Source organism: Pedobacter sp. 10L46_2, assembly GCF_056395165.1.
In genome coordinates, this window is sequence record NZ_JBFTIZ010000105.1 from 1 (window position 1) to 12,254 (window position 12,254).

Annotated in this window: 8 protein-coding genes and 1 pseudogene; 4 read left to right on the forward strand and 5 right to left on the reverse strand. The window is 38.5% G+C overall.

The window, feature by feature from the left end; all coding sequences use genetic code 11:
* The 3 genes from AC1DDX_RS13320 to AC1DDX_RS13330 all read right to left on the reverse strand — a co-directional run.
* The coding region (locus AC1DDX_RS13320) for an outer membrane beta-barrel protein (protein WP_477622140.1) at positions 1–2,663 on the reverse strand (2,663 nt) is incomplete at its 3' end.
* A gap of 113 nt (positions 2,664–2,776) precedes the next feature.
* Positions 2,777–4,261, reverse strand: a complete 1,485-nt coding sequence (locus tag AC1DDX_RS13325; RefSeq protein WP_337718201.1) for a M56 family metallopeptidase — start codon at positions 4,259–4,261, stop codon at positions 2,777–2,779.
* 19 nt (positions 4,262–4,280) lie between these two features.
* Complete coding sequence (locus AC1DDX_RS13330) at positions 4,281–4,679, reverse strand: BlaI/MecI/CopY family transcriptional regulator (protein WP_288883279.1); 399 nt, start codon at positions 4,677–4,679, stop codon at positions 4,281–4,283.
* Positions 4,680–4,953: 274 nt separating this feature from the next.
* On the opposite strand from AC1DDX_RS13330, the gene AC1DDX_RS13335 reads away from it, so the two are divergent.
* Positions 4,954–5,481 (forward strand): DinB family protein, encoded by a 528-nt coding sequence (locus AC1DDX_RS13335; protein ID WP_288883281.1) that lies wholly within the window; start codon positions 4,954–4,956, stop codon positions 5,479–5,481.
* A gap of 246 nt (positions 5,482–5,727) precedes the next feature.
* A complete protein-coding gene (locus AC1DDX_RS13340; RefSeq protein WP_337718203.1) occupies positions 5,728–8,088 on the forward strand; it encodes a TonB-dependent receptor in 2,361 nt (786 codons plus the stop codon).
* Between the two features lie 80 nt (positions 8,089–8,168).
* On the opposite strand, the gene AC1DDX_RS13345 is transcribed toward AC1DDX_RS13340, so the two are convergent.
* Positions 8,169–8,894 (reverse strand): SDR family oxidoreductase, encoded by a 726-nt coding sequence (locus tag AC1DDX_RS13345; protein WP_172660261.1) that lies wholly within the window; start codon positions 8,892–8,894, stop codon positions 8,169–8,171.
* A 99-nt stretch (positions 8,895–8,993) separates the two neighbouring features.
* Here AC1DDX_RS13345 and AC1DDX_RS13350 point away from each other — a divergent pair, with 99 nt between their 5' ends.
* The gene (locus AC1DDX_RS13350) at positions 8,994–9,401 is read left to right on the forward strand and encodes a winged helix-turn-helix transcriptional regulator (protein ID WP_288883284.1); all 408 of its coding nucleotides are present in this window, start codon (positions 8,994–8,996) and stop codon (positions 9,399–9,401) included.
* Positions 9,402–9,406: 5 nt separating this feature from the next.
* Here AC1DDX_RS13350 and AC1DDX_RS13355 read toward each other — a convergent pair whose 3' ends face one another.
* Complete coding sequence (locus tag AC1DDX_RS13355; protein WP_288883286.1) at positions 9,407–11,641, reverse strand: S41 family peptidase; 2,235 nt, start codon at positions 11,639–11,641, stop codon at positions 9,407–9,409.
* Between the two features lie 241 nt (positions 11,642–11,882).
* Here AC1DDX_RS13355 and AC1DDX_RS13360 point away from each other — a divergent pair.
* A pseudogene (locus AC1DDX_RS13360) lies at positions 11,883–12,254 on the forward strand (hypothetical protein); the annotation flags it as partial.

Sequence of the window (12,254 nt, forward strand, 5' to 3'; positions counted from 1 at the left end):
ATATAGTTCTCGCTGATGTTAATAGACCTCCTTGTATTAGTATTTAGAATATCATTCACCGCAAACTTCAACTGAGCTTTGTCGTTCTTTAGGAATAAGAAAGTAAGGCCGGCATTCCAAATTTGAATGTTATTGTTAAACCCTGCTATGGTTTGGGTATTGTACTGTAGCTTATAGGTTGTTTCCCAAACCATTTTTTTTGGAAAACGAAGAACCAGTTCAGTTTCACTTGTATGTACCAGAAAATCCAGATCACTATAAAAAGGATCGTCATAAGAACTTTTATTAATACCCAGGTTATAGGTCTCGGCAAACTCAAACTTATCATTTAAATTAAGTCGAGTGTTGAGTCTTGGGGTTAAAGCTATATTATTGGCGAAACTTTTTACTGAATTAACCAGTACTACATCGTGATTATAGGTTAGCCAAAAACCACCTCCAAATGTAAACTGGTTCTTGCCATTTTTAATCTCCTTGCTTACGGACCCACCGCCATTAAACTGCCATATGCCGTCTTCATTAACAGGAGTGTTTACCTGAACACCGTTGTCGCGTACTACCCTGGACATCACAATTGCATCTTTCTGAAATGTCAGGAAGCCATTATAGAAATAATTGAGCAAATGTTTTGTGTCATATTTAGATACCCTTGTTCCAATTTGATGAGCTCTTGCAGGTCTCAGGTTAGGATTACCTTCTTGTATGAACAAAGGATTAGAGTTGTTGGCTACAGGCTGAATGTATTTTACATCTGGTTCTCTGAAAGATGGGGAGTAATCCAGACTAAAGGTCTTGTATCTCACCGTCAGCGAAGGGGCAACGAAGCGGTAATGCTGTTCAAATGAGGCTGCGCTATTGAAATTGTTTTGCAGGTCAATGGTATTAAGTACAAAACCTGGCTGGATGTTAAAGTCCTTTGTAATCTTCCATCTCAAACTTGCACGTGAATTGCTTTTATATCCATTTTGAGTAACTGTTTCTGATAGTGTAGGAACCGCAATATCATACGCCTGATTTAGTGGGTTTTTATAAAAAGTAAATAGGGCATTTTCATTGTCAAGATAATTGCCGCCAACAGCAAAACTTAGTGCAAACGCTTTGCTAATCGGTTCGGCATAGTTGGCATTTAAGCTCAGTCCAAAATTACGGATGTTGTTATCTCTTAGCTGATCTGTTACACTATTTGAAGGCGGATTATAGAAATCATTCTTCGCTATATTAAAATTATCATTGAGATTATCTCTTTCACTGATGCCTATGGCAGCATAGAAAGTTCTTCCAGGTTTCTTAAAGTCTTTCCAGAAACTGCCGTTAAAATAATACTCTGTATTTGTTCCCCGCAATCTACTATCATTTATCCCATTGTTCAGTAAAATGCTACTAGCATCCCTGGTCTCAGTTTGTTGAAAGCCATTGTTGCGAACAGTGCGAAGAACAACAGAAGGCTCCAGTATTAGCTTGGTCAGCGTATCAATTTGCCATTCAGCCTTGGCGCCAATGTTGTGGTTATAATTCTTGTTGCGCTGATTGGAATTGGTTGTGGTGTGTAGCTTTTCATTACCCAGATTTTGATTAGCATCAATGATCTGTTCAAGGGAGTTATCAATCGACCCAAAGAAATACTTACCGTTCACTATTATCCCACCTTTGGTAAGTGTATTAAAATTTGCACCAGCCCCGGTTGAACGCTGCACTCCTGCAGAAGAGCCACCAAATGAAATGTCATTTACAAAAGCAGTTCCATCACTATTGGTATACATAGAACTAATGCCGCTTCTGGAAAACCCACCAATACGTGAAATCTCTCCAACATTAAAACCTGGTTTGTTCACATTGTTACCATAAGCCAGCAGACTTAGTTGTGTCGTATCTCTGAAAAAATTTAAAATGCCACCAGTTTCATATAACTCTTTTAGACCACCACCTGCATAAAGTTTACCAAAAGCGCCCTGTTTGATGGCTTTCTTCAGCTTTAAATTGATTACCTGTGGCACATTTCCGGCCAGTAGATCCGGATCCTGTCTTTTGGCCTCCTGATCGTCAGTAACCTGAACTTTGTCTATGATATTTGCGGGGAGATTCTTGGTCGCAATCTGTTGGTCCCCTCCAAAAAACTCTTTTCCGTCAACCAATATCTTACTAACATCTTTACCATTTACCTGTATACTGCCATTTGCAGCAACCGTTACACCAGGAAGTTTTTTCAGCAAATCATCTACTACAGCAGTGGGAAGGGTTTTAAACGATCCGGCATTAAACTCAATCGTGTCTTTTCGAACAATGATAGGGGGGCGTTCTGAATAGATAACCACCTCATTTAAAGCATTTGTTTTCACAGACATTAGCAGATTCCCCAGATCTAAGTTAGTGCCTGCTGTAGTTAGCGTAACCTCTTTACGTAAAACCAAATATTGCCAGGCATTTACCACCAGGCGATACTTTGTTCCAGCTTCCAGGTTTGAAATCTTGAACACACCTTTGTCGTCAGACAGTTTGTAGGTCGTTAAAACAGAGTCCTGCCCCTTAAAAACGGAAATTGTAGCATAATTAATGGTCATTTTTTGATTGGCACTGTCAATCAGCACTCCGGTAAGGCTGCTTTTTTGGGCAAATAGAGTCACCGACAATAGCGCAAAAGCTATCGTTAATACGTTTCTTTTCATAAAGTTTCTAAATTTTAGGCAATAGGCTTCCTCTCACTTTTTAGTGATTTTTAAATTTTGCAGTAAATAATTGTTATTTGTTTAGTCTCAGGTATTTTGCTTTTCTGTAAGTTTTATCTCGGCGAATCTCCAATTGGGCCAGTTGGACCAGGACTTCCTTTAGGCCCGGAAGATTCTATTTTCACACGTAACTTAGACGATCGTTCCGCAACCTCCTCAGCTCTAATCCTGACCTCCTCGGCTCTTGTTTTAGCTGCATCTATTCTTATTTTGGATTGGTCCAATCTTATCTTCGCTTCATCAGCTCTCGCCCTTGCTTCATCAGCTCTCGCTCTTGTTTCATCGGATCTTATTTTTGCTTCATCAGATCTTCTCTTATTCACCTCAGACCTCTTCCTGTCTTCTTCAAACCTCGCTTTCGCTTCATCAGATTTTATCTTAATCATTTCAGACTGAACAACATTTGCTCCAGGCAGCTTCGAAGAATTACTTCTTTTAAGTTTAACCCTCTTCTTTGGCGGCCTGGTGGTCAGTTTTTTTCGAAGCTTTAATGTGTCGGTCTGTGGCTTAATTGTATTTTTAGCCACAAGAGTAAGCAAGTGATCAGGAGTGTTGCTTACGCTTTGTGAACCTACAGACGAAAATGCTGCAGTCAACACAACAGCAGTTATCAAACAAACAGTCAGTAAGCTTTTTTCTATGCCACTCAAAGTATGGTTATCATTTGAAACCATCCGTCTCACACGTCCAACTAAACTGTTTCTGTTTGCAGAAAGCATCATTGCAAATCGCTGATTTGCCTGGTATTGCTGGCAAGAAAGCAAAGCATTTATATAAACTGTTTTATTCTGTTTAGTGGCTATTACCATATCATCACAGCAGTTTTCCCTTTCTTCTTTAATCAGCGTTGATATCCATAAAACTGCCGGATTAAAGAAAAATATAAGCTCCAGAAAGTTTTGCAATACATTGACCAGGTAATCCCTACGGCGAATATGACTTAACTCATGAAGTAAAATTACCTCCACCTCGGCAACGGATAAATTAGTCAGCAAGCCAACCGGAAGTAAAATCAGCGGTTTTAAATGACCAAGAACCATTGGTATTTTTGCAATCCCAGACTCAGCTACAGTTATTTTATTTTTAATCTGCAACACCTCACACAAATAGCTGACCTTATCTTCCCAGTATTTCCCTATTGGTATCAGCTGTTCGCGCTTCAAACGATACAGATTATAAAATCCTACACCAAGCCTGGTAAATTTGATGCAAATCATTAAAAACCAGATAAGCACAATGATCTCCGATTTTGAATTCAAATATTGATAACCGGAAAAAAGAATGTTGTTCTCACTTGAGCCAATTGTCTGATTATATACGTCCTTAATGTCCTCGGTACCAGTCAAATGGAAAAATAGGGTCAAGCCTGTGGCCAAAGTAAACATTAAAAGATATCCAGCCAGTAATCTATACCTTAACCTGGCGCTCGACTTACGGGTAAAAATGATAGTTAAACCAGTAACCACAGAAAGTACCAAACCTAACCACAGAGATTGTAGTAAAGTATCGCAAATTGCTTGTATCAGCTGATGTTTCATATTGAAAATGATTAATTAGTTATTCCTCATTAATTTTGTTTAGCAGGTCTCTAATCTCTTTCACATCCTCTTTTGATGTGCTTCCGTTTCCTAGTAGTTGTACTACCAGCTTACTCGCAGAACCATTATACATTGCGTCTACAAATTTCTTCAAGAGGTGACGCTTTGTTTTCTCTTCGTTTTCTGTAACATGGTAAATGTGTTTTACCGCGCTTTCATCTCTTTTCAGGATTTTCTTTTCGGCCATGATTTGCATCAGCTTCAAAGTAGAAGTATAGTTGATTTCCCTGCGTTCATTTAGTTTATCATTTACAAATCTAACTGACGACGGACCATATTCCCATACTACCTGGAGTATCTCAAGTTCCGATTTAGTAGGTTCAATTTTGTTGTTTTCAGTTTCGTTATTTGCTTTCATAAATCTAATGTAGGAATTTTTTCGTACGAAACAATAGGTAGTTATATTTTTATTTTCTGCTCGTCCAAATCAGCCCGCTAAAATGTCTATTTTGACCTATGCCAGGCAGCATCATTGCATGTAAATTTGATTAATCATTAAAGATTAATTAGATAACTATGAAACCATCCGATTTCACTATCAAGGACAAGAACTTAACTTAGCTTAATTGTTTGAAAAACAGTAAATTTATAAGAAGGAAAAGTCTAAATACTCACCCTAAAATCTAAAAAACATGAAACTTAAAAGTTTAGCCGTGGTACTATTTTTAATCATAGGCAGCCAAATGGCAAAGGCGCAAGTAACAGTAACCGATCTGATAAAGGAATGGGAAAGGTCAAAAGCTTATACTAAGGAATATCTGGATGCAATGCCAGAAAGTGGCTATGCTTTAAAGCCCACTCCAGAAATGCGATCTTTTGCCGAACAGGTGTTACACCTGGGTGATGCCAATTATGGTTTTGTTTCGGCTGTTACAGGTACTAAGAGCCCGGTTGGGCAGGGGGAGCTGGAAAAAACCAGTGATAAATCCAAAACCAATGTGAGCAATTTGGTACTGGCCAGCTATGATTTTGTGATCGATAACATAAAAAAGATGACCGATGCGCAACTCGATGCACCCATCAAATTATTTGGAAAATTTGATATGACCAAAAGATTGGCTCTGGCTAAAGTTTTTGAGCATCAGGCACATCACAGAGGACAAACAACTGTATATCTTCGATTGGCAGGCGTTAAACCACCGCAAGAAAAACTTTTTTAGGTACGTTTTCTGGAACCTCTAGATTCTGTTAAAGGGACAATTTAAATTACTCCCTTAACAGAATCTTAAAAATCAGGTCATTTATTTAGTTTCCTTTACCAGAACACCTTTTGCATCCCATACCAATAAGCTGCCCTTAACAAGATCATCATCTGCATGATCAAGAGTAAGCGTAATATCATGTATTTTTATTTAGATTCATTATAATTAATGCACTTTGCTTACTTTCGGCAAAAAATAAATACGATGATTAAAAACTTACTTTTGCTGCTCTCATTTTTAATGCTTTCCTTTTCTCTGACCTATGGACAGAATATTAAAATTAATGGCGTGGTTACTGATAAAAATTCTGGGATTCCATTTGTAACCATCGAGGCAGACAAATCGATAAAAACACAAACCGATACTAAGGGACATTTTACATTATTTGTAAAAGCCGGGAAACCGATAATATTAAAAACAAAGGCTGTAGGATATAAGAACCTAAATATAGAATTAGGATCTTTACAACGTGATACAACCTTAAACTGGATATTGGAACAAGAGAACAATACGTTGGAAAATGTTGTCATCTCTGCGACACGTAAACCAGAAAATATACGGAACATAGCTGGTTCAGTAAGTGTTGTTTCAAAAAAGAAGCTAGAATCAGAAATGATTATCAACCCTGATCTAAGCACCATTTTAGCCAATCAGGTTCCGGGGTTCGCGCCAACAGCACAAACAGGAAATAATGTAGGACAAAATCTTCGAGGACGTCCAATGCTTGTTATGATTGATGGTGTAAGCCAGTCTTCACCCTTAAGAAATGCAGAGGTAGATCTACGTTCTATCGACCCTGCAGTTTTGCAGCGAATAGAAGTTGTAAAAGGTGCAACGGCAATTTATGGAAATGGAGCAGCCGGCGGATTAGTCAACTACATTACACTTGTTCCAGATACTGCGGCAAAGTTTGCAGGAAAAACGTCTGTTAACTTAAATGGATCGATGATCAACCCAAAAAACTCCGGAGGTGGACGCATCAATCAAATGTTTTACGGGAAGGTTGGAAAAATGGATTACGTAGCTAGTGGAACTTATGAACAAACCGGTGAATATAAAGATGCCAAAGGTGATGTGGTTGGTCCGAACTATAGTTTAGGCGAAACTGACAGTTACAATGCATTCTTCAAAGTTGGTTACCAGCCAACTAAAAACCAACGTTTGCAACTCGTTTACAATCTGTACAGCAGTTTGCAGAACAGCAATTTCACACTAGTAAATGGTAATCTTGCCACGGGTCAAAAGGCTACAGGAGTTTTAGGCAAACCTCTAGGCATACCAACGGGGGTCGATTACAACCATAATATCCATCTATCATATAAAATAGACAGCATATTATTGAACACTAGTCTGCATGTTGATACTTACTTTGAAAAACGCAAAGATGTATTTTACGTCTCTTTAGGTCGTTTTGATGGTGGTGATGGACAATCGCTTGCTACAAATGAGAAAAAAGGTGCCCGCTTATTTTTAGAAACACCTGTATTACAAACCTCGGCCTTAAAGGCAACACTAGCTTATGGTGCAGATTTTTTAAAGGATAAAACTGCACAACCTTTAGTTGATGGCAGGACCTGGGTACCCGAAATGGATATGGCCAACCTGGCTCCATTTGCACAGGCAAGTATAACGGCATTAAAAGATTTGATATTTACCACGGGAATTCGTCTGGAACATGTAAATATTAATGTCGACGACTACAAAACATTGCGCACTACAAATGCAACAGGGGGAACATTAACGCCTTCTTTTGAGGTTACTGGTGGCAAATTAAAGTACAACACCTATTTGTATAATGCTGCATTAAAATATAACCGTTTTGCATTGTTCAGTCCTTTTGTTAGTTTCTCTCAAGGCTTTTCAGTGATGGATATTGGTCTGGCATTGCGTGAGGCTAAAGTGAATAGCATTGATAAGATCAATACCGATGCCGTAAAGGTGAATAATTATGAGGCTGGTTTTCAAAGTACTTATCAGGAGCTGACTTTTCTTGCTTCTGTGTACAAAAGTACATCGAAACTTGGTATTGAAGTCGTATACGATGCAGCTACCGGATTGTTTAATACCGCAAGAAGTCCAGAAGAAATATATGGATTTGAACTCGCTGCCAATTACAAATTGATGCCGTCATTAGAATTGGGTGCAAGTTATAGTTACACCGAAGGTAAACGCGACATTGATAACAATGGCAACTTTGATGACAGTGCAGACATGTATATGAATGGCCGCCGAATTTCGGCACCAAAGATTACCGGAACGGTTACTTATAGCCCGTTGACCATATTAGATTTAACACTTAATTATACCGGAATAGCGTCACGTAACCGCTTCGAGAAAAATGCTTCAGGCGTTTACAATGGTAACGAAGGAGCAGTTAAAGCATATAACCTATTCAGTTTTACAGGCAGCTACAGGGCTAATAAAAACACCCGGATTACCTTAGGGGTGGAAAACCTGTTTAACCAGGATTATTTTCCAGCAAGGGCGCAATGGTTTATGCAACCTGGTTTTTATTCCAAGGGCAGGGGTACAGCAATTAACCTGGGCTTATCTGTAAACTACTAATTTTAGTCACATTTAAAATAGAATTATCATGAGAAAATCGTCTCGATTTCCTGATGATAATTCTTATTAGATTTAAAAATCTAGCCCTTTAGTTTTTCTAATGCTTCCTGAAATGCTGAAGCATAAGCCTTTGTGTTGCCCACGGGAACATCAAACTGATTTTTTTCCAGTGCTATAAAGAATTCATCTGCAACTTCTTCAGGAGGAATGCCATTTGCACCGCCTATTTCCGCCGAAAATTCTGTATTTACCAAAGGAGGGTATACTTCGTATATCTGGACGTTTTTTTGTTCTTCGTAGGTGTACCTCAATGCAACGGTATAGCTGTGCAATGCAGCTTTTGTTGCGCCATAAGTAGGTATAAATTTATTACTACCATAAACAGCTATCGAAGAAACATTTACAACCGCTGATTCTGCTTTTTGCAGCAGGTGTGGCAGTAGCAATTCCGTAAAGTGGATTACACTAAAGTAATTTGTATTCATTTCTATAACAGCCTTCTCGTGTGCATTTGAGGTTTCATTCAAAAGATAACTAAAGGCTGCTCCGGCATTATTTATGATGATGTTCACATCTGGGTGATGCTCTTTCAGGTGTGCCGCGATACGGACCCTGTCAGCTTCTACCGATAGATCGCCCTGGATAGCGACAGCATCGCCTAATTCTCTTAGTGCATTCTGAAGGCGTTCTTCATTACGTCCGTTAATGATGACTTTGTTGCCTGTTGCATTTAATTTTTTAGCAATTGCTAATCCTATTCCGGCGCTTCCGCCACTAATGAATACTGTATTTCCTGTTGTTTTCATTGTTTATATAAATTTAATTCGTAAATTTGCTTGCATTTTGCAAGTGCAAATATACATTTCAACTTGCAAAATGCAAGTGATTTTATAAATATTTTTATTATGGATACAAAGAAGAGGTCGGATTGCCCTATTAGCTGTTCACTTGATGTCTGGGGAGACAAATGGTCGCTGCTGATCGTTAGGGATCTTATGTTTGCGAAACAGTGCACATATGGCGATTTTTTAAAATCGGACGAAAAAATAGCAACCAATATTTTAGCCGCCCGATTACAAATGCTCGAAGAAAATGGGATTGTTGCCAAACTAAACCATCCCGACAGCAAGGCAAAAGTTTTATATAGGCTCACACAAAAAGGGATTGATCTATTGCCTATAATGATCGAAATTAACCTATGGGCCGAAAAATATTTTACCCTACCTGCTGAAAGGAAAGCATTGTTGAAAGAGATAAAAAAAAATAAAGAAGGCTTTTTAAAAGCTAGAATAAAGGAATTAAAAGAATCTTAATATAGCTACTTATTTATCAAAATCAGTTTTTTAGCCTCTTCCAAAACCTCGTCTTTTCCGGTTAGTATGCCATCGATGGTTGGTCTTACTACTTTGTTAATTTTTACTCCAACACGTTGAGCATTAGTGCCGTCAGGATAATACACCCCCAGGCCAGAATACCAGGTTGTAATAGCACCCGGTAAAGAAATAGGGGTAACGTTGCCATCGGCACCAGCAGACGAGCTGCCTATAACAGTAGTATTTGGAGCACTTTGCAAAGCCATCGTAACAAACTCTGAATTGCTCTGTGAATTTTCATTAACAAGCACTACCACTTTTCCCTTATAATAATCTGTTGTTTTAATCCCGGTTTTGGCAGATTCTTCATATGTAAACATACCAGGATTGCTGATGGATCGGCCAGTAAATTTTGCGAATATACTCGAGTCTGGTTTGAAATAGGCAACAAAGGTACGCTCCATTTCATCAACCGGATAGCCACGCATGTCTACAATAATCCCTTTTGTATCTTTAAATTTTGTTTTTATGCTGTCTAGCATGGTGTTTTTATAAGCGCCACAATAAACGTAACCAATACCGGTATTTATTAATTGGTATGCAGGTTTATGAGATTGCAGGTAAACATCATTGACCTTGCTTATTTCTAAGCCTTGTTGAACCACAGTCATGGGCACATTGTTTCTAATGATTTGTAGGTTAAAAGTGCTATCGATACCTCTTCTCAGGTAAACACTAGTCATATCTCTCAATGCAGTTCCATGGTTTGAAGCTGGGGTGATAGGCAAGTATTTATTAATTAACGATTGTACTTCCTCTCCGTTAATAGCAGTTATAATATCGCCTCGGGTTAGGTTCTTAGTAAGGTCAAAGGTTTCTTTGAGAGAACTTGTAACTATAAGCTGATCCCCCACAAATCCGGCATCAAAGGGCAATCTATATCTTCCCAGATCCTGTTCACGGACTTCGCTTTCAATAAATGCATGCGAATCGTGGATACTTGCAATTAGTTTAACCATTGCCTTTACATAGGTATGTTCATTATCAGCTTTAATTACCTGTGGGATAAAAGCAGGAAGGATAGTGCTCCACTTCTCAGTAGTTAGTTCTCTGTTTGGACAAAAGTATTGAATCATACTCCAGTAACGATAAAGCGCCAATAAGCGTAAACCTGCATCAGGGTACTTCTTGTCAGCGTATTTGTTTTCATGCAAAAAAGAACTGTTTCTTATATTAATCAGACCACCTACATAATAATTCGTTGTGATGTTTGTGTTCTTTAAAATGTAATCCAGTTTGGCAGAAAGCGTTTTGCTAAAAATTTTATTCTTGAATAAGCTTCCGTAATCAGGTCTAACGGCGATGGTTGCAAGGCTAGGCTGTGTTTTGCAATCTGCGCAGGGCGGAACTTTGCCTAATTTATCAACCCATTTTTCCATCACCTGCGATACCTGTATATCGGTTCTGCAGCTAAGAACCTCAGGCAATACACGGAAAAGTTCTGCATCCCAGTTATAATCACCATTGGCTACTGCCGGATGATGGTATTTTAGAAAGCCCCATACTTCCCCGAGTAAGCTTAAGTTTTTTTGAGTTGAGGGGGTTAAAGGAATGGCATCTATTCCAGAGTTTTGATTTAGTACCGTGTCTTTTAATGCCTGATATATATTAGCTTGTTGCTCCCGCGCTTCATCTATTGGCTTTTCGTCCAGATACAGGCGCAAGCTATCAACCCAGACCGTGCCTTTGCCAGCCAGTACCGCACCAACGTTTATGGCTACTATTTCACGACCATCATAAGGTAGCTGAATCATAAACTCTTTCCAGTCATTTGTGCCTGTTAAAGCCTGATTCTCTGAATTCTCGTAGCCCACACTTTTTCCATTGATGCCATCTGTGCGCATCCAGATCCCAGCAAAACCACCAGTTACGTTTTGGGTTTTTAGGTTCCCAACTAGCATTAATTGTTTTCCCTTAAATCTTTTGTTTATTTTAAAGTTTATGCCCCCGTAATCAGCACCTGCACTGTCGGTAATAGAAATGGCATATTTTCCTTGCAGTTTAATTGTACTATCCAGTTTTACGATGTACGGGCTTTGGGTTTTTATTCTAAGATTCCAACCCTCCGGATTTCCTGTGCTGTCTAGCACTTCAAAGTTGCCGTTAAACTTGCTTTGCGCCTGTGTTAATGCGCTGCATAACAGGAGTATGGGGAAAAGAGAGCGTTTAATTCTTATCATAGATCTAATTTACAGAATTAAGGATTCACTGCTATATTTTGCAATCAAGTTTAACTTTTTTTAACGTCATAGAATAATACGTGATAACTCATAGTGCCAGTATATCAAGTCAATATATTGCGTTAATTCGCGAATTTATGGTTATCCCTTTTGTTTAGTAGTTGCTAAAATTGATAATCCCTCGCCAATCCAATATTTTTAATAGTTTTGAGATTCGTAAAACTAAAATAAACTACACACCTTGAAAAAAATCATCTTATTGGTTTTATTAACCACAGCTCTAAACTTTTCATTAATGGCGCAAAGTAACGTCAAAATATACAAGTTATCGGCTTATGGCATAAAACCTAATTCTGGAAAAAATACCACACCTCTGCTAACTTCATTGCTTAAGGAGATCAAAAGTAAAACTTCGGATCTCGATAAGGTGATTATTCAGTTTGAAAAAGGTAGGTATGATTTTTATCCAGAAGGTGCTATTAAGCGAGAATATTATATCTCGAATCACGATCAGGACAACCCAAAAATAGTAGGTATAGAAATAGAAAAATTCAACAACATTACCTTGATTGGTAAAGGAACCGACCTGATGTTTCATGGGCGTATGCTTCCT

Coding starts and splice junctions, on each gene's coding strand:
- AC1DDX_RS13325 (WP_337718201.1), bottom strand. CDS start 4,261: ATGAAACATCAGCTGATACAAGCAATTTGCGATACTTTACTACAATCT.
- AC1DDX_RS13330 (WP_288883279.1), bottom strand. CDS start 4,679: ATGAAAGCAAATAACGAAACTGAAAACAACAAAATTGAACCTACTAAA.
- AC1DDX_RS13335 (WP_288883281.1), top strand. CDS start 4,954: ATGAAACTTAAAAGTTTAGCCGTGGTACTATTTTTAATCATAGGCAGC.
- AC1DDX_RS13340 (WP_337718203.1), top strand. CDS start 5,728: ATGATTAAAAACTTACTTTTGCTGCTCTCATTTTTAATGCTTTCCTTT.
- AC1DDX_RS13345 (WP_172660261.1), bottom strand. CDS start 8,894: ATGAAAACAACAGGAAATACAGTATTCATTAGTGGCGGAAGCGCCGGA.
- AC1DDX_RS13350 (WP_288883284.1), top strand. CDS start 8,994: ATGGATACAAAGAAGAGGTCGGATTGCCCTATTAGCTGTTCACTTGAT.
- AC1DDX_RS13355 (WP_288883286.1), bottom strand. CDS start 11,641: ATGATAAGAATTAAACGCTCTCTTTTCCCCATACTCCTGTTATGCAGC.